Genomic DNA, 23369 nt, shown 5'->3' with positions numbered 1-23369 from the left:
AATAAGCAGGGGATTTTTAGTTTGTAGATGTTTGATGCTAAGGCTATTAATATAAATAATGATGGATTTTAGTTGATTTTGTTGTTTAGCAACCTAAATATTATTTAAAAGGAAAAATTATTATAATATTGATAAAATATGGACGTTAATAGACCGGGTAAAGCCTAATTATAGCGTATAAATGTGGAAAAAAACCCTGTTTAAAGCCGTATTAAGTGTTTTTTTTTCGATAAAAACCTATTAGCTTAGCTTCACAAAAACAAAAAACCTCAACTATTATTAAAAAAGGAGTTAACTGATGAAAAAATTCAACGAAGTAAAGAATCTTATCACGTCGCTTGAAGCGGATGCCGACAAATTTTATAACAAGGGTAACAGTGCAGCCGGTACCCGTGTTCGCAAAGGAATGCAGGACCTTAAAAACCTGGCACAAGCTATCCGCCTGGAAGTTCAGGAAGCAAAAAACAAAGCATAATAAACGAGACGCAATATATTTGCATCTCACACCAACCTGGTTATTGCAATAAAACCCGGCTGCACGCAGCAGGGTTTTTTTTATACCTTAAACTTTTGGATTTCTTTGATGATCTGGGTGGCGGTATAATCACTAACCTGTACCAGCGGCAGGCGTACTGTGTTGCCGCAAATGCCCAGTTGTTTCAATGCGGTTTTAACGCCGGCTGGGCTGCCTTCAATAAAGCATAGGCGGGTAAAGTCTATAAGATCATAATGGCCTTTTTGCGCGCCCTTAAAGTCGTAATTTAAGCAACGGCGGATCATGTCTGAGGTTTGTCCTGGCAACGCGTTACCTACTACCGATATCACGCCAACGGCGCCCAAAGCAATCATCGGGAAACTAATCGGGTCATCGCCCGAGATCATCAGGAAATCTTCGGGTTTATCACGCATAATCTGGTTGATCTGGTCAAAATTGCCTGATGCTTCTTTTATACCAATGATATTTTTAAAATCACGCGCCAGTCTTACCGTAGTCTCGGCGCTTATGTTGCTGCCGGTGCGGCTGGGTACGTTATATAGCAATACCGGCAGTTTAGCATTTTCGGCAATAGCTTTATAATGCTGATAAATACCTTCCTGGGTTGGTTTGTTATATTGCGGGCTTGCTGATAATATAGCGTCGTAGCCGGTTGCGTCAAACGCTTTTAATTGTTCAACCACTTCGGCAGTGTTGTTACCGGCAATGCCAGCCACTAAATTTATACGGCCGTTTACTGCTTCGGCGGTAAATGCAAAAACCTTCTTCTTTTCGTCCTGGCTAAGTGTGGCGCTCTCGCCGGTTGTACCTAATGACACGATGTACTCCACACCGCCATCAATTAAATAATTGATGAGTTTTTTAAGTCCGTCATAATCCACTTGCCCGTCCGCAAGAAAAGGAGTAACAATTGCTATCCCCGTTCCGTAAAATTTATTCATGATATTTAATAAAGGGCGCTAAGATAATAATTTTATGTTCATAGTTATAGTGCATGGATGATGGTTGACAGTTCATGAAACATCAACTCCAAATCTAAAACTCCATCCTGTCAGACCCGTGTCCGTCCGCCGGCTATTGCGGTTTTATACTTAGCCTCATCAAACTCTTTTTCGCTTTTGGCAATCACTATGGTAGCGGCGCCGTTGCCAATCACATTGGTAATGGCCCGCGCTTCCGACATGAACCTGTCAACCCCCAGCAATATCGCCACACCTTCAACCGGGATCACTTTGATAGCCGCCAGCGTTGAGGTGAGCACAATAAAACCGCTGCCGGTTACCCCTGCTGCGCCCTTACTTGTAATCATCAATATGCCGATTATCCCCAGTTGCTGGACGATGCTTAGCGGGATATGGAATACCTGCGCCAAAAATATAACCGACATCGACAGGTAGATCGTTGTGCCATCCAGGTTAAACGAATATCCCGCAGGGATAACCAGGCCCACAACCGACCGCGAGCAGCCAAACCGCTCCAGCTTCTCCATCATCCCCGGCAGGGCCGACTCGGACGACGACGTGCCCAGCACAATCAAAATTTCCTCTTTAACATGCTTTAAATATTGCCATAAGCTAAACTTGTAGATACGGCAAATAATATTCAGCACCACAAAGATAAACAGGAACATCGTAATATAAACCGACACCATCAGTAAAGCCAGCGGCTGCAGTGTTTTAATGCCGTAGGTACTGATGGTGTAAGCCATCCCGCCGAAAGCACCTATGGGTGCGGCCTTCATTACAATGTGCATCATATTAAAGAACACTTTAGCCAGCTTATCAAAGAGCGTGATCACCGTTTGCCCAGCCTCGCCCATCCGGCTCAGGCCAAAACCAAATATAATCGCGAAGAACAAGATCTGCAAAATATCCCCTTTGGCAAAAGCCTCAAAAGCGTTTGATGGCACTATGTGGGCTATAAAATCGCCCCAATGCATTTCGGCAGCCGCTTTTTGGTAAACGGCCAGCTTGCTGGTGTCCGCCTTTACGGTGCTTACAAAGCCCTGGCCGGGTTTAACCAGGTTGGCAACGGTAACGCCTATTATCAGGGCGAAAGTAGTCACCAGCTCAAAATAAAGCAGCGCCTTGCCGCCAACACGGCCAACCTTTTTCATATCGCTCATGCCGGCAATACCCAGCACAATGGTGAGGAATATAATAGGCGCTATCAGCATCGTGATCAGGCTGATAAATACCTTACCGATCAGTTGTGCCGTAGGCGCAAAGGGCTTAAAGTAAAGCCCCACAATAACACCCAGCACTATCGCTATTAAAACCTGGAAAGTAAGGTTGGCTAATAATCGTTTCATCATAACAATAATACGATTATTAAAACATTTCATAAGGTAATAATGGGGCGTCCGTCCGGTAGCTACCCGCTGTAGGTTAAGACAAGCGGACAAACTTTGCCAGATTTTCTTTCAGTATTAATGTATCCAATTTTGTCCGCTTGTCCAAACAGGTTCGGGTACCTGGCGGACGGACAAGATTATGGGCGTTCCCCTTCGGGTCAGGCTGTACGCTCATACGCCACAACGCCTTAAGCGCAGGCCGGTATCCGCTGCCATCCTTAACGCAACCCTCCGACCGTCATCGCGAGTGTAGCGATCTCTGCGCGACGGCTTACGACGCATCTATCGTGCAGAGATTGCCACACTCTTACCTCGTTCACAATGACGTATCGGTTATTGTTTTACCAACATTATCTATCAACTATTACCAACTGGTAAAATAACAATTATACCACTGGTGAAAAATAGCATAACCTTACGCTTTGGTAAAATTAAATTTTAACCCCCTTAAAATTTAAATACACTTCCCCCTTCACCCATTCACCTATATAATTATATATAGGAATAGCTTAGCTGTGCAGTTCTGTAATACGTAAAGGATTGATTGGATATTGTATACAAATATACTATTAAAATATTGATTATCAAATAATTAAATAAAAATAATCGGTATTGCTGTTGTCCGTCCGCAAGGGATACGGCACCATTTAAACTGTCGGACAAGCTTAGATGAAAGGTGTCCGTCCGCTAAGTAGCCAAACACTTTTGGACAAGCGGACAAAGATTTATAGAAGGCATCTAAAATAAAATGTCCGCCCGTCCAAAGCCTATAGGCTCCTTAGCGCGGACGGACATTTTATATTACTTAATGGCTACGATTACCTCCAATAGCCCGGTACCCACACATAACCCCGGTGACGGCGGTCCCAATGGCCGGGTATCCACATCGCATGCGGGCGTGGCGCCAATGCCCAATAGCCCGGGCGCTCCACATAAGTTCTTCCTCTTGGTACCCATTCGCCTTCAATCCAGATATGGCCTGCTGACGGGCGGGCAGGGCGCACAAATGCCGGCCCGCGGTGATACAGGCGGCTTCTTACAACAATTTGTGCACTGCTATCAATTGTGGCAAACATTACCAATGCCGCCGACACAAATAAAATTTTTCTAAGCGTTTTCATAAAATGGTATTTGTTAAAAATTAATAATTTAAAGACATCCGCGACTAAAAAAAGTTTAATTTTTTGAGTCACAAAAGTTTCGCGCGAGTAATTTATTATCTTCGTTGCATGTCACCGGCTGAAGCAAAAAAGAAAATTGAAACCCTATCGGCAGCGCTAAAACAGCATAGTTATAACTACTATGTGCTGGCTATGCCCGTTATATCTGATCTGGAGTTTGATCGGCAACTGGAGGCTCTGGCGGCGCTCGAAAAACAGTTTCCGGAGTTTCTGGATCCCGACTCGCCCACTCAAAAAGTAGGGGGTTTCGTCACCAAAGAGTTTCAAACGGTTAAGCACCGCTGGCCAATGCTGTCATTAGGTAACACCTATAATGAACAGGAGCTGCTTGATTTTGACCAGCGCATCCGCAAGGCCATAGGCGACAATTTTGAATATGTGTGCGAACTTAAGTTTGACGGCTTATCCATGAGCCTTACCTATGAGCAGGGTAGGCTGGCCCGCGCCGTTACCCGTGGCGACGGCGTGCAGGGCGATGAGGTTACCACCAATGTACGCACCATCCACAGCATCCCCAAACACTTGAAAGGCGGTGGCTACCCTGACGAGTTTGAGATACGCGGCGAGGTTTTTATGCACCTAAAAGCTTTTGAAAGGCTTAATGAAGAACGTGTTGAGAATGGCGAGCCACCGTATGCCAATCCGCGCAATTTTGCGTCGGGCACTATTAAGCTCCAGGATTCGGGCGAGGTTGCCAGGCGCCCGCTGGATTGTTTTCTGTATGGATTATATACCGAGCGCCTTTTATTTAAAACCCATTGGGAAAGCCTTGAAGCTGTTAAAAGGTGGGGCTTTCAGGTAGATAACCACAGCCGCCTTGTTAATGATATTGACGGCGTGCTGGCCTTTATTGCCGAATGGGACAAAAAGCGCTTTGACCTTAGTTACGATATTGACGGCATAGTTATTAAAGTAAACAGCTATGGCCAGCAGCAGGAACTGGGCTTTACGGCCAAATCGCCTCGCTGGGCTATATCTTATAAATTTAAAGCAGAGCAGGTGCAAACCCAACTGCTGGCCGTTACCTATCAGGTAGGCCGTACAGGCGCGGTGACCCCGGTTGCTAACCTGAAGCCGGTACTGCTGGCTGGCACCACCGTAAAGCGGGCCACCCTGCATAATGCCAACGAGATGCTGCGCCTTGACCTGCATGAGGGCGATTGGGTATTTGTTGAAAAAGGGGGCGAGATCATTCCCAAGATCATTGCAGTGAACCTGGAGAAACGCAACCCGACGGCACCAGCCATTAATTACATAACCGAATGCCCGGCTTGCGGTACCCCGTTAAAACGGCAGGAAGGCGAAGCGGCGTTCTATTGCCCTAATGATGAGGGCTGCCCGCCACAGATCACCGGTAAAATGCAGCACTTTATTGGCCGTAAAGCCATGAATATTGATGGCCTGGGCGATGAGACCATTGAAACGCTTTACCAGAAAGGATTTATCCGCCATATCAGCGATCTTTATACGCTGGCAAAACACGCCGCCGAGCTAAAGCAAATGGGGCGTTTCGGCGAGAAATCCATCAATAATATGCTGGAGGGGATTGAGAAATCGAAACAAATGCCGTTTGAAAAAGTGCTGTTTGGCTTAGGCATCCGCTATGTAGGCGAGACGGTGGCTAAAAAGCTAGCCATCCATTTTAAAACCATAGATAACCTGATGGCGGCAACGCTGGATGAACTGATTGTGGCCGAAGAAATTGGCGAACGCATAGCCCACAGCATCATTGAGTATTTTGGCAACGAAAAGCACCGCGAAGAGATTGAAAAACTAAAGGCCGCGGGCCTGCAATTTGTAGCCGAGCAAAAGGAAGTCGTATTGCAAAGCGACGCCCTTTCGGGCCTGACATTCATCATATCGGGCACGTTTGAGCGCTCAAGGGATGAGTTAAAAGATATCATAGAGCAAAACGGAGGCAAAATATTAAGCAGCATATCCGCGAAGCTCAACTATCTGGTAGCCGGCGATAATATGGGCCCTGCCAAGCTGGAGAAGGCACAGAAACTCAATATCCCTATTATTAGTGATGTAGAGTTGATGGAGATGATAGGGTAGTTGTCCAGTGGTCCCATTTTGTACCCGTACTTGGCGGACGGACACCTGATATTAATGCGGGCATGATAAATGTGTTGATCTCACGCATTCAGCAATTGGTTGTCTATTGCTTGGTAGCGCTCAATTGCCGCTAAGGCTATTTACTTTGTCTTGATACAAAGTAACTCAAAAACTAAGCGCAGCGATTTCATCCACACCATTTAAAAAAACAACAAGTGGATAATCAAGTCAGCCCGATCGCTGCCATCACACGGGCCATACCCCCGGCCGCGCGTGCTGACGGGCCACCGCTTCTTTTTTCATTCTTACAATAACTAAAATTCTGGTTTTATCCTAACCGTCAGACGGGCAGCTTCGGGTGAAATCAGGTAAAACAGGCAGGGCTGTGTGCCAGCAAAGGCATTGGTAATTTTGCCTGAAGCTAGGGCCTGCGGCAACCGGCGGCAAAAGGACCGGGCCTTAGGTTTTATCTGATTTGCAGCGCATAAGGCCAGGTGCGGCAAAGAAGCATCCCGTCTGACTTGATTTTTGGTTCTTTTCATCAAGGAAAAGAACAAAGCCCTTCCCGCGGCGATTGAGCGGTGCGTCTTGCCGGTGTGACAGGAACCGGTCGGCACCACAACGATTTGTAAATTTTTCATCATCAAACAAAAAATTCACCCCGCAAACACTTAGCGGCCCAAAAATAATTTTAGCTTTGCGATATAAAAGAAAATCAAACCAATGAGTGTTCTCGTAAATAAAGATTCTAAAGTTATAGTTCAGGGTTTTACAGGTAATGAAGGTAGCTACCACGCATCGCAAATGATTGAGTATGGTACCCAGCTTGTTGGCGGTGTTACGCCGGGTAAAGGTGGCCAAACCCATCTGGACCGCCCGGTATTTAATACCGTTGCCGATGCCGTTGCAAAAACCGGTGCCGATGTATCTATCATTTTCGTTCCGCCTGCATTTGCTGCCGACGCGATCATGGAAGCTGCCGAAGCAGGTATTAAAGTTATTGTATGTATCACCGAAGGTATCCCTACCAAGGATATGATAGCGGTAAAAGAATATTTAACCGATAAAGACGCTCGTTTAATTGGCCCTAACTGCCCCGGCATTATCACCGCCGATGAAAGCAAGATTGGCATTATGCCGGGCTTTATCTTTAAAAAAGGTAACGTAGGTGTGGTTTCAAAATCAGGTACACTTACTTATGAGGCGGTTGACCAGGTGGTTAAAGCCGGTTTGGGTATCACTACTGCCATAGGCATTGGTGGCGACCCGATTATTGGTACACCAACCAAAGAAGCAGTTGAGCTGTTAATGAATGATCCTGAAACACACGGCATCATTATGATAGGCGAGATTGGCGGCGGCATGGAAGCCGAAGCTGCACGCTGGATCAAAGATAACGGCACCAAACCTGTGGTAGGCTTTATAGCCGGCCAGACAGCCCCTCCGGGTCGCCGTATGGGCCACGCGGGTGCTATTGTTGGCGGTGCCGATGATACTGCTGCTGCCAAAATGAAGATCATGCGCGAGTGCGGGATCCGCGTTGTAGAATCGCCGGCTGAAATTGGTGCTGCAATGGCAGAGGAACTGGCGAAGCTTGCTAAATAGATTCTGAGATATTAGATTTAAGATATGAGGATCCTGGCTTAGGCCGGGATTTTTTTGTTTTGTAGAAAAAAGTAAACGCTTGTGCGATTCCCTCCTAACGGGAGGGTATAGGGATGGATTTCGCAAGACGCCTTAAACCCCCCTGTCACTTCTCAGGCCGGTGCACCATTCCCCAAGGAGGGAATATTTTCACATCGTCAAACCTATGTAAACATCCATCCTAAAAACAAAATGTCCGGCTGTTTTGTCGTATATTGTATAGAAGCGGACGGACATTATCATCCGTGAAATCAATCAAAAATTAGTGAAATCTTAATAAGATGAATTACAATCAATTAACACCCGAAGAGGAATATATCATTTTACATAAAGGCACCGAGCGCCCGTTTACCGGCGAGTTATTAAACAACAAGGCCGAGGGTTTATACGTTTGCAAACGCTGCGATACACCGTTATATACATCGGAAACTAAATTCGAGTCGCATTGTGGCTGGCCAAGTTTTGATGATGAAATACCTGGTGCGGTTAAACGCGTGCCTGATGCGGACGGCAGGAGGGTAGAAATTGTTTGCGCCAATTGCGGCGCCCACCTGGGCCATGTTTTTGAAGGTGAATATCTGACACCAAAAAACACCCGTCACTGCGTTAATTCTTTGTCGATGAAATTTGTTCCAAAAGCATAACAAATTTTTTACCGATAAATTTAATATTCTGGTAACGGTTATTTAACCGGCTCTTAATCAAATAATTCTAGTCTCCACAAAAAATTTGTTTATAACTTATAGGTGATGTGTAAAACTATCACTAACATCTAAAATCCGCAACCCATATCTTTGAATTATAAGTTCTTTAAAGCTATCCAAATTATCGGTGATCCTTGCCGGTAATAGTAAAACAAGGTTCCATTTGCCAACAGGCCGGTGGGCCAAAATACACTGTTAAAGTAGTTCAGTAGGGGTTTGTGAGGGGGGAATGTTTAGAGTAGTTTAAGATGATAATTTTTAATTGTCATGTTTTAACAACAACTGCTCGGCGGCATTGTCGACTAAAATTACCAGATAGCTCAAAGGAATAAGGTTTAGAATTGAAATCATTAAAAGCTTAGTAAACGCATGGCAGAAGAAACAGAATTATTATTAAGAGAGAACAAGGATCGTTTTGTTATTCTACCGATTAAGTATCCCGAAATATGGGAGATGTATAAAAAATGCGAAGCAAGTTTCTGGACAGCCGAAGAGATCGACCTTTCTGATGATCTGAAACATTGGGAAGCCATGAACAGCGGCGAAAAACATTTCGTATCGCATATCCTGGCATTTTTTGCCGCCAGCGATGGTATTGTGAACGAAAACCTGGCCGTAAACTTTATGAGCGAGGTGCAATTGCCCGAGGCCCGTTGCTTTTACGGTTTCCAGATCATGATGGAGAACATCCACTCAGAAACTTATGCTTTATTGATAGACACCTATATTAAGGATCCTGCCGAAAAGGACCGTTTGTTCCACGCTATTGATACCGTACCCTGCGTAGGTAAAAAAGCCGAATGGGCTTTACGCTGGATCAACAACGGATCGTTCGCCGAGCGCTTAATTGCTTTCGCGGCAGTTGAGGGGATCTTCTTCTCGGGCAGTTTCTGCTCTATCTTCTGGTTAAAGAAACGCGGCTTAATGCCGGGCCTTACTTTCAGCAACGAGCTGATCTCGCGCGACGAAGGTATGCACTGCGAATTTGCCTGCCTGTTATACAGAATGTTAGAGAACAAGCTATCAAAAGAAGCTGCAACAGCTATCATTACCGACGCTGTTGAAATTGAAAAAGAATTTATCAGCGACGCGTTACCGGTTAGTTTGATCGGGATGAACGCTAAACTAATGAGCCAGTATATTGAGTTTGTGGCCGACCGCTGGTTAGGCGAACTTGGCTATCCAAAAGTATATGGCGCAAGCAATCCGTTTGATTTTATGGAGATGATATCCCTGCAGGGCAAAACCAACTTCTTCGAGAAACGCGTTGGCGATTACCAGAAAAGCGGTGTGTTAAATAACGGCGGCGGCGATAATAAAGCGTTTACGTTAGACGAGGATTTTTAAGAGAAGTATCAAGTAGTTAGTATCAAGTATCAAGATTGATATCGCCTGCGACAGAATAAATAGCTATTGTCTTTATACTTGATACTAGCTACTAAGTACTAAATAAAATAAATAGTAACCCGGTTGGTTCCAGTCCAGCCATAAATGCCAAGAAAATGTTTGTAATAAAAAGAGATGGTAAGCAAGAGTCAGTTAAGTTTGACAAAATAACCGCACGGATAGAGAAACTGTGCTATGGTTTAAATCCCGCGTTGGTTGACCCGGTTGATGTAGCTAAAAAAGTAATTGAAGGTTTATTTGATGGGGTAACTACATCAGAGCTGGATAACCTTGCTGCCGAGACGGCGGCGTCATTAACAACCAAGCACCCTGACTACGCGTTACTGGCATCGCGTATTGCGGTATCTAACTTGCATAAAAATACCATCAAATCATTCTCAGAAACCATGAAACTGTTATACAACTATGTTGACAGCAAAAATGGCAAAAACGCATCATTACTGGCTGACGATGTTTGGGAAATAATTGAGAAAAACGCTGAAGAACTGGATAGCAGCATTATTTACGACCGTGACTTTGGCTTTGATTACTTCGGCTTTAAAACCCTGGAAAAATCATACCTGTTAAAAATAGATGGCAAAATTGCCGAGCGCCCGCAGCATTTGTTTATGCGTGTATCGGTAGGTATCCATAAAGAAGATATCGCCAGCGCGATAAAAACTTATAACCTGATGAGCGAGCGCTGGTTCACCCACGCTACACCAACGTTGTTTAACGCGGGTACGCCTAAACCACAAATGTCATCATGCTTCCTGTTAACCATGAAGGATGACAGCATCGACGGCATCTACGATACTTTAAAACAAACTGCTAAGATCTCTCAAAGTGCCGGCGGTATCGGCCTAAGCATCCACAATGTGCGTGCAACCGGTTCATACATCAGCGGCACCAATGGTACCAGCAACGGTATCATCCCGATGCTGCGCGTGTTTAATGATACTGCCCGTTATGTCGACCAGGGTGGCGGCAAGCGTAAAGGCGCTTTCGCTATCTACTTAGAGCCATGGCATGCAGATATCTTCGAGTTTTTGGACCTGCGTAAAAACCACGGTAAAGAAGAAATGCGCGCACGCGATCTGTTCTACGCACTTTGGGTATCCGATTTGTTTATGCAACGCGTTGAAGCTAACGAGGACTGGAGCTTATTTTGCCCGCACGAAGCACCGGGATTAGCTGATTGCCATGGTAAAGAATTTGAAAAACTGTACAAACGTTACGAGAAAGAGGGCCGCGCCCGCAAGGTGATCAAAGCACAGGAACTTTGGTTTGCTGTACTTGACGCCCAGGTAGAAACCGGCACCCCATACTTGTTATATAAAGATGCTGCCAACAGCAAATCAAACCAGCAAAACTTGGGTACTATCAAAAGCTCAAACTTATGTACCGAGATTTTGGAGTACACATCAGCTGACGAGATCGCTGTTTGTAACCTGGCTTCATTGGCCCTGCCGCGTTATGTACGTGAAGGCTCTTTCGATCACGAAAAATTATACGAAGTAACTTATCAGGCCACCATAAATCTGAATAAGATCATCGACAATAACTACTACCCGGTTAAAGAGGCCGAGTATTCAAACCTGCGTCACCGCCCTATTGGTTTAGGTGTACAAGGTTTGGCTGATGCGTTCATACTTTTACGTATGCCGTTTGAAAGCCCCGAGGCTAAACAGTTAAACATCGAGATCTTCGAAACCATCTACTTCGCTGCCATGACGGCGTCTAAGGACCTGGCTATAAAAGAAGGTGCTTACGAAACCTTTAAAGGTTCGCCATTATCAAAAGGACAGTTCCAGTTTGACCTGTGGAAAGTAAAACCTACAAGCGGCCGTTGGGATTGGGAAAACCTGCGTTTAGATGTAATGAACCATGGCGTGCGTAACTCGTTATTAGTAGCGCCTATGCCAACTGCATCAACTTCACAGATCCTGGGCAACAACGAGTGCTTTGAGCCCTATACCTCGAACATCTACACCCGCCGGGTATTAAGCGGCGAGTTTGTGATCGTAAACAAACACCTGCTGCGCGATCTGGTGAACCTTGGTTTATGGGATGGTAATATGAAAGATAAGATCATCACAGCAAACGGATCTGTTCAGGATATCGCCGAAATTCCGCAGGAATTGAAGGACCTGTACAAAACTGTTTGGGAGATCAAGATGCGTGATATCATTGATATGGCTGCCGACCGTGGCGCATACATTTGCCAGTCGCAATCATTAAACCTGTTCATCAACTCGCCAAATGCTTCTAAACTAACTTCAATGCACTTCTACGCATGGAAAAAGGGCTTGAAAACAGGTATGTACTACCTGCGTACCCAGGCAGCATCGCAAGCGGTTAAATTTACTGTTGAGAACCAGGGCGGTAAAAACATGGAAGCAGTAATACCTGAAATAGTTAACCAGGTAGCAGACGAAATACCTGCCGGCCCATCTTGTTCAATGGAAGAAGGCTGCGTTACTTGCTCGGCATAAATTAACGTAGAGACGCAATATTTTGCGTCTCTTGTTTGAGGTAAATAAAGACCATAGTTCTGGTCAAAAGAAGAAATTCAATTGACAAAGGCTATGGTCTTTTTGCGTTATATTTGGTTGTCCGGAGACGCAATGCATTGCGTCTCTACGACGTTAATCAAAATGATACAACCCAAACACGAAATCATATCCTGCGACCGTTGCGGAACCGGCATTGAATGTAAGGCAAATTCTTACACCAAATGCCAGTGCAGCGTAGTTCAGCTGAGTTTAAACGAAGTGCAATACATCAGCGAGAACTATGAAGGTTGTATGTGTGCGAAGTGTTTGCGTGAATTGCAGGTGGAGTATCGTGAAGCGATGGGGATAAGCCTATAATCAACCAGTTTGTCATTTCGAACGAGGTACGAGGAGAAATCTTATACGAGCGACCTGTCGCGCGTTTAAGATTTCTCACTACGTTTCGAAATGACAACCTATTTTGTAATAAAACGAAATATGTCAACATTTTCCCTACAAGTCCCCTGCGAATTTGATCCTCATTATTCCGTAGTGATAAAGGATGATGGGAGGGTAGCCTATGCTTATTTATATGAAGGAGAAGACGTCATCGGCGATGTCTGGCTCTACAATCAGCAGGAGGCCCCGGCCATTTCTTTTTGGCAACCGGAAGATATGCCATTTCTGAATCCGACCGAATACTTATCAAAAGACGCCTCCATAAAACCAATACAAGATAAAAGCGAAGTCCGCTGCGAATGGACAGAATCATTAAATGACGGCTTGATAGAAGTTGGTATTTCCATCCGCGATAAATTTATCGCGTGTATCAGTTCCGGTTCCAAGCCGGGTTGGTCGGTTTTGGTGGCTAAGGATGGGCCTTTGGCTTACGTTTATTAATAGTAACAACATCGCCCAGTCAAGCGTCCACGCTTGACTGAATGCTATTGTAAGCGTCCACGCTTACGTACCTATATATCCGCAAGCGTAGACGCTTGCCGGTAAATAGTGTAAAGCGTAGACGCTTTACACGGCGTGGAGTGCGAAAAAAGCCGCAGAACTTTCATTGTGCGGCCATCGCCCAGTCAAGCGTCCACGCTTGACTGAATGCTATTGTAAACATCCACGCTTACGTACCTGTTATATCCGCAAGCGTGGACGCTTACCGGTAAAGAGTGTAAAGCGTAGACGCTTTACACGGCGGCGGGCGGTGCATATAAATCGAAATTCATAAAAAAACCGCACGGATCTCTCCGTGCGGCCTCCTATTAACTTTGCAGTTATTAACTAACAGGCTGCCTGCTAAAAATTTCGCGGGCAGCTTTGGCGGCGCCGACCATGTTTTGCAGGGCGACTTTTGTTTCGGGCCATTTGCGGGTTTTCAATCCACAATCCGGGTTAACCCAGATATTGCCAACCGGCAGCAGGGCGGCAGCCTTTTCGAGCAGGCTAACCATTTCTTCGGTAGTGGGCACGCGTGGCGAGTGGATATCATAAACACCCGGGCCTATCTCGGCAGGGTATTTAAAATCGGCAAAAGCTTCCAGTAGTTCCATCTGCGAGCGCGATGTTTCTATCGTGATCACATCGGCATCCATATCGGCGATATGCTTAATGATGTCATTAAACTCGCTGTAGCACATGTGGGTATGGATCTGCGTCTCGTCCTGCACGCCGGCGGCCGAGATGCGGAACGCTTTAACCGCCCAGTCTAAATAGGTGGCCCAATCCGCTTTGCGTAAAGGTAAACCCTCACGGATGGCAGGCTCATCGATCTGGATCACTTTAATGCCCGCCTGTTCCAGCGCAACCACCTCGTCGCGGATAGCCAAAGCTAGCTGGTTGGTTGTAACAGATCTTGGCTGATCATCGCGCACAAAGCTCCATTGCAGTATAGTAACCGGACCGGTTAACATGCCTTTCATCAGCTTGCTGGTGTTGGCTTGCGCGAATTTGGTCCATTTAACCGTCATATCAGCCGGGCGGCTTACATCGCCATAAATAACCGGCGGTTTAACGCAACGGCTGCCATAGCTTTGTACCCAACCATTTTTGGTGAACAGGAACCCATCCAGCAATTCGCCGAAATACTCCACCATATCATTACGCTCAAATTCGCCATGTACCAGCACATCAAGGCCAATCTCTTCCTGCCAGCGGATGGCATCGATAGTGGCTTTGGCTATTTCGGTATCATATTGATCCTGGTCAATATCGCCTTTTTTCAGTTTTGCACGCAGCTGGCGGATATCATCCGTTTGCGGGAAGGACCCAATAGTAGTTGTAGGGAAGAGTGGCAGGCCGAAAGCCTGCTGCTGTATTTTCTGTCTTTCAGCAAATTTGCTAACGCGATCGGCATCCGCATCAGTAATAGCCAGGGTGCGTAACTTAACCTCAGGCTTATGGATCAGCTTAGAAATGTTACGGCTTGATATGGCTTTTAAATTACCCTGTAACAGATCATTATTACCGTCAATGATCTGGCTTAGTTCATTAACCTCGTTCAGCTTTTGTTTGGCAAAGGCCATCCAGTTTTTAATTTCGGGATTGATGTCGGTTTCCAGGTCAAGGTCGAAAGGCGTATGCAACAACGAGCAGCTCGGCGCTATCATCACCCGGTCGCTGCCAATGGCGGCAATGGCGTTTTTGATATACCCCAGCGAACGGATATAATCGTTCTTCCAGATATTACGGCCATCGATAACCCCCAGAGACAGGATCAGGTTATCAGGAATCAAACTCAATACTTTGTCTAACTGTTGCGGAGCGCGCACCAAATCAATATGTAAAGCGTTTACCGGCAGGTTAACTGCCAGTGCGGTATTTTCGTGCAGGCTTTCAAAGTAGGTTGCCACCAGGATGTTTAGACCCGGGCAGGCCTTCCTGATCTCTGCGTAAGCATAGGTGTAGGCGTCCCTTTCCTTCTGGGTTAGGTCCAGCGCCAGGAAAGGCTCATCCAGCTGCACCCATTCGGCACCATAGCTTTTTAGTTTTTTAAGGATCTCGATGTAAACCGGTACCAGGTTTTTAATCAGGTCGATCTTTTCAAAACCCGGTTCTTTTTCCTTGCCTAACAGCAGGTAAGTAACCGGGCCAAGCAATACCGTTTTAGGCGCGGTGCCCAATGCTTTCAAGCCCAGGTTAAATTCCTCAAATACTTTTTCAGAGAAGATTCTGAACTGCTGGTTAGCCGTAAACTCGGGTACGATGTAATGGTAATTGGTATCAAACCATTTGGTCATTTCCATAGCGGTAATGTCCAGCCCGTCTTTTTGATAACCGCGGGCCATGGCAAAATACAGGTCGATTTCCGAGTTGTCCGGGTGCTTGCTGAGCACCTGTGTGTACCGCTGCGGGATAACGCCCAGCATCAGCGAGGTATCCAGCACCTGGTCGTAATAACTGAAATCATTGCAGGGGATCAGGTCGATACCGGCCTCCTGTTGCAGTTTCCAGTTTTGCCCGCGGATGGCGCGGGCAGCGGCAAATAATTCTTGTTTACAGGTTTTGCCGGCCCAGTACTGTTCACTGGCTTTTTTGAGTTCACGATTGGCTCCCACGCGTGGGTAGCCGAGATTGTTTTTGAGCATACGCATAAAACTTTTTTGGTTAAACATTAATTTGACTTAATGCTCCTTACGGTTTTCGGTATGCTTTCGTGGGAATGGTAATAAAAGACACGCGCAGCAAAATATACGGGCATACAACGCCCCTATAAATTCCTTCATGTGCTCTGACTACTGCTTCATAACGCGAAAGCATTGTCTTAAACAAATGGCAAGTATCCTGGCTTGTAACGTTGGTGCCGTCCTTCTCATCCGCGTTAGCGAATAATGGACATATTTTGGAGTTAAGGCATCAACCTTGGTGTGTTACATACAGTTGCGCGACAGCCCGTGATTCACACACGGTTCCTTTTTAATCGCGGTCATCATAACCGCGAACCTATCTGTTGAAATAAAGTAAAGAACTTGAGGCAAATATAAGTAAGATTAAAACAATCACCATCGTAATGAAAGATTAATCTTAATTTTAGAGCAACATGGTATCGCCAACACACAAATATATCCTGGTAATAAATGGCAAACCCGAGGGCCCCTACAGCCTAGATGAGCTCAGGGAACTCGGGATAAAACCCGGCGATTTTGTAAAGACCGATGCCATGGACGACTACAAAGAGGCCCACGAAGTTGCCGAACTGCGCCAGCTTTTCGGCTTTCAAAAACAGGCTTTGCTACAGTACTTCGGCAGTTTTGACCAGCGGGCCACCGCCGCGGTAATCGATTGGTTTTTGGTGTCGACGGTTTGTTCAGTCCTGGCCTTCATCGTAACCATATTCCTGAGTAATAAGATTGCGCTGATAGCGGTAGCATTGAGCTTGTTGGTTATTATACCTATTGTAAACCTGATTTATCATATCGTGATGGAAAGCTCGGCGAAGCAGGGTGCCTACGGCAAGCAAATATTAAAGATAAGAGTTTGTGATATGCAGGGCGACAGGATCTCGGTAAACCATGCCGCCGGCCGGAATTTCGCCAAAGTATTATCGGTGCTTACGTTGGGTATAGGCTACCTGTACTGTTTTTTTAACAAGCAGCAGCAATGCCTGCATGATGTGGTAGCGGGTACATTAGTAGTAAAAGACCGATTATAACCAATTCTTTACGATAGCCGGGGCACAAAGTAGATCCATAAATTTTATCTTAGCCTAAATTATAAACCAATGAAATACCTGTACCTGCTCTGCGCATTATTTGCCGCCGTAACTGCCAATGCGCAGTCAACCTCTAAAGACACCCTGTTATTGGCCGACCCAACCATATTTTACGGTGGCGGTCAATATTACCTGTACGGAACCGGCAGCCCCAAAGGTTTCCCGGTTTATCAATCGTCCGACCTGGTGAATTGGCACGGGCCAGCAGGGAAGGGCGCAGACGGCCACGCTTTGTTAAAGGGTGACAGCTACGGTACCGCCAAGTTCTGGGCGCCGCAGGTTTTTAAAAATAAGGGGAAGTACTACCTGGCTTACGCCGCTAATGAAGATTTGGCCATTGCCGAAAGCGATAGTCCGCTCGGGCCGTTTAAACAGAAAACGATTAAGGCCATATCAGGCCCGGTTCACCAGATCGATCCATTTATTTTTAAAGATAGTGATGGCAAACTGTACCTGTATTTCGTTCGGCTGCAGAAAGGTAACCGGATCTTTGTGGCGCCTTTGAAAGATGACCTGTCGGATATTGACACTGCCGCTGCCAAAGAGTGTGTTAACTCCAGCCTGCCCTGGGAAAACACCGCTAACAGCCGCTGGCCCGTTTGCGAGGGGCCGACGGTTATCAAACACAATGGCTTGTACTACCTGCTTTACTCAAGCAATGATTATCAGAATATCGATTACGCCATAGGTTATGCCACTTCAACCTCGCCCATGGGGCCGTGGACCAAGAGCCCGACCAACCCGATCATCGACCGGCATTTGGTGGGGTTTAACGGCACCGGCCATGGCGATATATTTATTGGCAGGGGCGGGCAAATGTATTACGTATTGCATACCCATAACAGCAATACCAGGGTGCAAAGCCGCAAAACCGCCATTATCAAACTGGCCTTTACCAAAGATAAACCCGCAGCGCTGGTGGCTGATAAGAATAGTTTCCGCTTTTTAACTATCGATAAAGATTAGGCGCTTAGTATCGCCGCCATATACGCGCGGCATTTGGCAACCTCTTTTACGTCGGTGGAGTCGGCTGGTACTTTGTATTCCAGCTCGATAGTGGCCGGGAACTTGTATTTTTTCTTCTTCATCAGCAGTAATACATCTTTTATTGGTGTATCGCCTAAGCCAAACTCAGTATTAGGGCCGTTGTTTACTTTACGGTCCTTGATGTGCATGCTGGTTATACGGGCGTGGTTTTTTTCAATAAACTCAAGGGTGTTGGTGTTATTGCCTGCAATGTAATGGCCAATGTCCAGATTAATGCAGTTATAGGCCGATTGTGCCATAGCCGTATCCCATAAGGTAGGCGTAGCCTGGGTGTGGGCATGGTAGCCAACGCGCATTTTATGTTTGGCAGCCAGGTCGCCGATGCGTTGGGTTTGGGCATCATTATGTTCGGGCATTTCGCAATTGCAGTGTGTGGCGCCCAGTGCTTTGGCGGCATTAAAGGCGTACTCAATTTCGGCATCGGTGTTGTTGGTGCCAAAAACCACCGGTTTGTAAGCGTAAATGTTTACACCGGCGTCATTATACAGCTTGCGGATGGCTTTAAACTGGTCCATTGATACGTTGGCGCGCCAGTCGGCCATTATTTTGGCAAAGTCGGCCCCTGACTGCCCTGCAGCGCGTTTAGGTGCGCCTGCGGTTAGCTCGGCAGCATCGCCGCGCAGTTCAACACCGCTGATGTTATCCTGTAAACAATATTGCAGCATATCCTCGGCGCTGACATTTTTCATGTGGCCGTACGAGTAGGTAGTTACCCCAATCAGCACACCACCGACAACCGAATTTGGTTTATCGGCCCCGCCAAAAACCGAACGGGCAAATGAGCTCTTTGACAACATTAACATTCCGGCTGCGGCAACCGCGCTGCTGCCAATAAACCCGCGACGGGATAAGTGACTTGTTTCCATGATGCTTTGTATAATTGGTTGATGCCAAATTAATAAAATTAATAACGACAGGTATTTACCGTAGTGATATTGTTACCTGTATAAACCTGTCGGGATGAAATAAAGCAGGTGTTCCACTTTGCGTGAGCGGAACACCCCGGAACACTTCGGAACACCCCGGAACACTTCGGAACACCCCGGAACGAAGCGGAACACTTCGGAACACTGACAAAACAGTGTCACCATTTTATTGAGGGGGATTGCGGAAATTTGTAATGTACCCGGCGCGCGGTTACTCACCCCGCGGCACTTCGTGCGCGACGGCAGTAAACCAACCTCTTTCCCGCTTGCGGAAGAGTGGGTCGACCAGCGCAGCGTAGCCGGGGGTGAGTCCCGGCCATTGCAATTAACAAACCCATTAAAACCCAACACCATGTACCACACCGCAGAACGCCCCCTTTTTATTGAAATGATCCGCAACAATCAGCAGGAATATAACCGGCGCGCCGAAAAGGCGGGCAAGGGCGGCCAGGTGCCCGAGCGCGATCCGGCTAAAAACCTGTTCGAGATCCATACCGGCAAGCAATGGCTGCAGCAGGAAAAGATAACCCCGCCGGCAGGGCAGTTATGCGGCGAACTCTGGTACCAGGGCGAGCTTTGTATTATGTTTGCCGATACCAACGTGGGCAAATCCATATTCGCCGTGCAAATAGGCAACGCGCTGGCACGGCGCGAGCCGATCGGCCCGTTTGGCGTGGAGACCGACGCGCCGCTTAAGGTGCTGTATCTTGATTTCGAGATGTCGGGCAAGCAGTTCCAGTCGCGCTATACTTACCAGGATGTGGTGTTTGATTTTTCTGACCAGTTTTTCCGCGCCGGGTTCAACCCTAATGCCGAGATGCATTTCAGCTTTGATAGTTATGATGACTATATGAGCGCCGCCATTGAATATGCCATCGAAAGAACCAAGGCCACCGTGGTGATTATTGATAACATTACCTGCCTGCGCGAGGGTACCGAACATACCTCGCAGGCGCTGGCACTGATGAAAAACCTGAAGGCGCTGAAAGCCAAACATAACCTGTCGGTTTTGGTACTGGCGCATACGCCCAAACGCAACCCGTCAAAACCCATCACCCGCGACGATCTGCAGGGAAGTAAAATGCTCATCAACTTTGCCGACAGCGCCTTTGCCATCGGCGAGAGCCATACCCAAAAAGGTATCCGCTATTTAAAACAGGTAAAGCAGCGCAATACCCGTGAAATTTATGGTGCCGACAATGTGATCTTATGGCGCATTACCCGCCCGGCAAATTTTATCAGCTATGAGTTTATCGGCTACGGCCTGGAGCCCGACCACCTGCGGACCTACAACCATCAGCAGCGCCAGCTAATGATCGATCAAATAACCCGGCTACACGCGCAGGGACTGAGCCAGCGGCAGATCAGCAGGAAATTAAGCATGAGTTTAACGGCCGTGAACAGGGTGGTGGTGCAGTTGGTGGGGGAGTGAGTACTGTCAATGCGTTACCTAAATGAAATTTGGATAATTAGAATCTATTTGTGTATAATAGTAAAATATTATAACCTTATCCACCTTTAACACGTAATGAATTTCGGGTAATTAATTACAACGCTAACCAAGAAGAGAAGATTAATTATGATTCAATCTTTGCAGTACCTTCAGCGCTTACCAAAGCTTAATTCAAGTGTGTTATTTTACGATGTCCCAAAAAGATAACTGGGAACTCCCGTCCATCAAAATTTTGGATAATGGCTAACATTACGTCATCAACACCACCAAAGTCAATATGAGCAAACTCTGGTATTTTTTTTGCCTCAGAAGCGGGTATTATCTCTTCAATTAGATATAGGGTTGGCTTTGCAGCTAATAGAGTTTCTTTCATTGAAACTCTATTACCAACATTATTTATTTTGTATGTAACAGGCCGGATTTCGTTATATCTTTCATTTATCAACCAACCAGAGCAATTGGATTCGAAAGAATAATTGTCTAATGGATGGTTAATACTCGTCCATGCATTTTTTAATAATCTTTCAGTATACTGTTCTTTTGCGTATTTGCTGTACATATTCACCCTCACTTCCTTTAAAGATTTAAAAATCAATATAAAGATATGCATTAATGACAGATGCAACACTAAACTATTTATGCACATATTAACACTAACTGTACAAGATTAGCCACCATATTAAAGCAGACGGTATGTGTATCGTCAGGTATGGTTTCCGATTTTATATTATCAATATGTAAAAACCACCCGCTGTCCGAAGTTTATAACTTCGGACTACTATGCCCGTAGTCTGCGACTACTTTCCTAAATCCTATAATTATAATCACCCCTGCTATTATTCAAGCGTGCTATAGGTGTAAGTGTATTTATAACTACTGCTGTTTACATAATCGCCAGCAGGTTGATGTAGTGTTTTGTTTTCAAGGGTCAGGCAGGTTTGATCTTATTGGTATCACTAAAATAACAATTATTTAACAAATCTGCCGGTGGTCTGCACCAGATCCTGAAATTCCTTCAAAACAAATTTCCGGCGTCGGCGCCGGTGGAAAAGTGGTGATTTATTTTTATATTTAAGCCACCTTATCCGTATATAAATAATGAAAATAATCCTGTCATTTTTCCTGTTGTTTTTAGGTTATGGTGCTGCGTTTGCGCAGATAAAAGTTTCGGGAAAAATTGCAGGGATGTCGCCCGGTGAAAAGATCTACCTGGAGGATATAGACTTGGGCGAAGTGTTGGACAGCGCTGCAACAACCGACGGGCTTTTTTCTTTAAAGATCAATCATCCCGTTAATAAAAAATATGGATTGCGAATCAATCCGCAATTGATACGTTTTTTTTGGGTTGAAGGGAAAGATGTACTGATTGATGCCAAAGCGGATGATTTTTACGCGGACCCGGTAACAGATTCGAAGGAGTTTCTTAACCCGATAGTTAGCGCGGGCAGCACGGCGCAAAAAGAAGAAGATGGGTTTTATGCCGGCAATGCCAGCCTGCTGCGATTGATCGATACCTTATCGCATCCGGGGGAGCTGATCTGCGATTATTCCGATCCGAAGCTGTGGATTTTTGTCAGGAAATATTACAACTCGGTAAACAAGACGCACAAGGCAACACCGGCAGACTTTAACGAGATGATTGCAAATGATTCGCGACCCTATTTACTTAACAATTACCCGGTTATTGAACGGCGCTTACAAAAGGCAATCCGGCTGCTTGATAAAAAGAGATTGCAGTTTGCCGTTGCTCACCCCGATTCGCCGGTTAGCAGTTATTTCCTGACCTATTATAATTCGGATCATGCTACTTCAGCTTACCGGGATATAAAACGTGCCTTTAATTCATTGACATTGGCCAACAGGCAATCTTTTTACGGGCAATTGGCCGGCGATTTTGTCACCTATCATCGCAACCTGCACGTAGGCGATAAGTTTGAAAATATTTTACTGAAAGATACGGCTGCCAACATTTTGCCGCTGGCTTCTTATAAGGGTAAGGTGGTGATCCTTGAATTCTGGTCGACCGACTGCTTTAGCAGTTTTTATGACCGTGATTTGCTTTTGCCGCTTTACAAAAAGTATCATGACCAGGGGCTTGAAATTTATACGGTATCTATTGACGGCTCTTATACCACTTGGAAGGCCTGGGTAAAAAAAACAAACATGCCGTGGGCGGATGTATGGACACCCGGTGGCTTTTTTAGCCAGGCAGGTTTCACTTATAACGTAGGTATTGGTACGCCCCGTTTTTTTATTATCAACCGGCAGGGAAAAATAGCGAACCAAACCTGGGAGGCACAGACAGGCCTTACTGAAACAGATAAGATCCTGCAGCCGTTGTTAAAAACTGATAGCCGGTAGTTAGCGCTACATTTTGAAATTCCTTTCAAAACAATCGCGCAAGTTCCCGCTTTTTTGATTTGCCCCGGCTACAACTTGCGCCAAATCTCCGTAGCGGCTATTCCGTTTTCAAGTACATAACTGATCTGAATCATTTTGGCATCTTCGCTAAATTTATACTTCAACTTAAAGGCGTTGCCTAAAGGGCCTCCGCCCATTTCAGGTATCCGGTATGAAGCGGTTTCTGTGTAATTCTGAGCGTCATCAACCGTGTATTTTCCGCTGTGCGAAATTATCGCTCCCGTGTTTCTAATCTGTACGTTGGCAAAGGTGCTGTCGGCATTAAAGATCTTTAAATATCCGGGACCCGCATTTTGGAGCGCCGATCCGGTAGGGCCCGATTGGGCCAGTTCCCAGATGCCCGTAAATGTTTTGTTTCCGGTTTGGGCAAATGTGGTTATGGCCAGTAATTGCAGGGCCAGTAATGCTGTCGCGATTTTTAAGATTGATTTCATGGTTAGGTTATTGGTTAACTCAAATATAAAAAGTATTTGTTAATTTTTCAGACAGTA

20 protein-coding genes and 1 riboswitch are annotated in these 23369 nt (G+C 45.9%); of the genes, 12 read left to right on the top strand and 8 right to left on the bottom strand.

Annotation, left to right across the window (positions count from 1 at the left end; genetic code table 11):
* Window positions 1-298: 298 nt before the first annotated feature.
* Complete coding sequence (locus LJ658_RS04155; RefSeq protein ID WP_230545202.1) at window positions 299-475, top strand: histone H1; 177 nt, start codon at window positions 299-301, stop codon at window positions 473-475.
* Between the two features lie 80 nt (window positions 476-555).
* On the opposite strand, the gene dapA is transcribed toward LJ658_RS04155, so the two are convergent.
* From dapA to LJ658_RS04140, 3 genes are all read right to left on the bottom strand, one after another.
* Window positions 556-1437, bottom strand: a complete 882-nt coding sequence (gene dapA / locus LJ658_RS04150) for a 4-hydroxy-tetrahydrodipicolinate synthase (RefSeq protein WP_230545201.1) — start codon at window positions 1435-1437, stop codon at window positions 556-558.
* 110 nt (window positions 1438-1547) lie between these two features.
* Window positions 1548-2810 (bottom strand): C4-dicarboxylate transporter DctA, encoded by a 1263-nt coding sequence (dctA, locus tag LJ658_RS04145; RefSeq protein ID WP_304610919.1) that lies wholly within the window; start codon window positions 2808-2810, stop codon window positions 1548-1550.
* An 857-nt stretch (window positions 2811-3667) separates the two neighbouring features.
* Window positions 3668-3970: a YXWGXW repeat-containing protein gene (locus tag LJ658_RS04140; protein ID WP_230545200.1), complete on the bottom strand. Its 303-nt coding sequence runs from the start codon at window positions 3968-3970 to the stop codon at window positions 3668-3670.
* Between the two features lie 108 nt (window positions 3971-4078).
* On the opposite strand from LJ658_RS04140, the gene ligA reads away from it, so the two are divergent.
* Entirely contained in the window at window positions 4079-6088 is a 2010-nt protein-coding gene (gene ligA, locus LJ658_RS04135) for an NAD-dependent DNA ligase LigA (RefSeq protein WP_230545199.1), read from the top strand.
* 314 nt (window positions 6089-6402) lie between these two features.
* Here the strand turns inward: ligA and LJ658_RS04130 are convergent, their stop codons facing one another.
* On the bottom strand, window positions 6403-6732 hold the full coding sequence (locus tag LJ658_RS04130; protein ID WP_230545198.1) for a hypothetical protein: 330 nt from the start codon (window positions 6730-6732) through the stop codon (window positions 6403-6405).
* Window positions 6733-6811: 79 nt separating this feature from the next.
* Here LJ658_RS04130 and sucD point away from each other — a divergent pair, with 79 nt between their 5' ends.
* The 6 genes from sucD (at window position 6812) to LJ658_RS04100 (ending at window position 13217) form a co-directional block, all read left to right on the top strand.
* Window positions 6812-7693: a succinate--CoA ligase subunit alpha gene (gene sucD, locus LJ658_RS04125; RefSeq protein ID WP_230545197.1), complete on the top strand. Its 882-nt coding sequence runs from the start codon at window positions 6812-6814 to the stop codon at window positions 7691-7693.
* A gap of 320 nt (window positions 7694-8013) precedes the next feature.
* Window positions 8014-8376, top strand: a complete 363-nt coding sequence (locus tag LJ658_RS04120) for a methionine-R-sulfoxide reductase (RefSeq protein ID WP_230545196.1) — start codon at window positions 8014-8016, stop codon at window positions 8374-8376.
* 429 nt (window positions 8377-8805) lie between these two features.
* Entirely contained in the window at window positions 8806-9783 is a 978-nt protein-coding gene (locus tag LJ658_RS04115; RefSeq protein ID WP_230545195.1) for a ribonucleoside-diphosphate reductase small subunit, read from the top strand.
* 155 nt (window positions 9784-9938) lie between these two features.
* The gene (locus LJ658_RS04110; RefSeq protein WP_230545194.1) at window positions 9939-12317 is read left to right on the top strand and encodes a ribonucleoside-diphosphate reductase subunit alpha; all 2379 of its coding nucleotides are present in this window, start codon (window positions 9939-9941) and stop codon (window positions 12315-12317) included.
* A gap of 162 nt (window positions 12318-12479) precedes the next feature.
* Entirely contained in the window at window positions 12480-12695 is a 216-nt protein-coding gene (locus LJ658_RS04105; protein ID WP_230545193.1) for a cysteine-rich CWC family protein, read from the top strand.
* A gap of 120 nt (window positions 12696-12815) precedes the next feature.
* The gene (locus tag LJ658_RS04100) at window positions 12816-13217 is read left to right on the top strand and encodes a hypothetical protein (RefSeq protein ID WP_230545192.1); all 402 of its coding nucleotides are present in this window, start codon (window positions 12816-12818) and stop codon (window positions 13215-13217) included.
* Between the two features lie 383 nt (window positions 13218-13600).
* Here the strand turns inward: LJ658_RS04100 and metE are convergent, their stop codons facing one another.
* Window positions 13601-15907 (bottom strand): 5-methyltetrahydropteroyltriglutamate--homocysteine S-methyltransferase, encoded by a 2307-nt coding sequence (metE, locus tag LJ658_RS04095; RefSeq protein ID WP_370632941.1) that lies wholly within the window; start codon window positions 15905-15907, stop codon window positions 13601-13603.
* Window positions 15908-16075: 168 nt separating this feature from the next.
* Window positions 16076-16281, bottom strand: a riboswitch (cobalamin riboswitch).
* Between the two features lie 78 nt (window positions 16282-16359).
* Here metE and LJ658_RS04090 point away from each other — a divergent pair.
* Both LJ658_RS04090 and LJ658_RS04085 read left to right on the top strand, forming a co-directional pair.
* Complete coding sequence (locus LJ658_RS04090) at window positions 16360-16971, top strand: RDD family protein (protein WP_230545190.1); 612 nt, start codon at window positions 16360-16362, stop codon at window positions 16969-16971.
* Window positions 16972-17040: 69 nt separating this feature from the next.
* Window positions 17041-17997: a glycoside hydrolase family 43 protein gene (locus LJ658_RS04085; protein ID WP_230545189.1), complete on the top strand. Its 957-nt coding sequence runs from the start codon at window positions 17041-17043 to the stop codon at window positions 17995-17997.
* Here LJ658_RS04085 and LJ658_RS04080 read toward each other — a convergent pair.
* Window positions 17994-18944: a sugar phosphate isomerase/epimerase gene (locus LJ658_RS04080; RefSeq protein WP_230545188.1), complete on the bottom strand. Its 951-nt coding sequence runs from the start codon at window positions 18942-18944 to the stop codon at window positions 17994-17996. The two genes, LJ658_RS04085 and LJ658_RS04080, sit on opposite strands and share 4 nt — an antisense overlap.
* A gap of 229 nt (window positions 18945-19173) precedes the next feature.
* Here LJ658_RS04080 and LJ658_RS04075 point away from each other — a divergent pair, with 229 nt between their 5' ends.
* Complete coding sequence (locus LJ658_RS04075; protein ID WP_230545187.1) at window positions 19174-20436, top strand: AAA family ATPase; 1263 nt, start codon at window positions 19174-19176, stop codon at window positions 20434-20436.
* Window positions 20437-20623: 187 nt separating this feature from the next.
* On the opposite strand, the gene LJ658_RS04070 is transcribed toward LJ658_RS04075, so the two are convergent.
* Entirely contained in the window at window positions 20624-21067 is a 444-nt protein-coding gene (locus LJ658_RS04070; protein ID WP_230545186.1) for a hypothetical protein, read from the bottom strand.
* Window positions 21068-21555: 488 nt separating this feature from the next.
* On the opposite strand from LJ658_RS04070, the gene LJ658_RS04065 reads away from it, so the two are divergent.
* Window positions 21556-22818: an AhpC/TSA family protein gene (locus LJ658_RS04065; RefSeq protein ID WP_230545185.1), complete on the top strand. Its 1263-nt coding sequence runs from the start codon at window positions 21556-21558 to the stop codon at window positions 22816-22818.
* A gap of 68 nt (window positions 22819-22886) precedes the next feature.
* Here the strand turns inward: LJ658_RS04065 and LJ658_RS04060 are convergent, their stop codons facing one another.
* Window positions 22887-23312, bottom strand: a complete 426-nt coding sequence (locus LJ658_RS04060; protein ID WP_230545184.1) for a DUF4488 domain-containing protein — start codon at window positions 23310-23312, stop codon at window positions 22887-22889.
* Window positions 23313-23369: the final 57 nt, after the last annotated feature.

This window comes from Mucilaginibacter sp. UR6-11, assembly GCF_020880695.1.
Classification (GTDB): Bacteria; Bacteroidota; Bacteroidia; order Sphingobacteriales; family Sphingobacteriaceae; genus Mucilaginibacter.
This window is presented reverse-complemented; position numbering and strand designations above follow the sequence as displayed.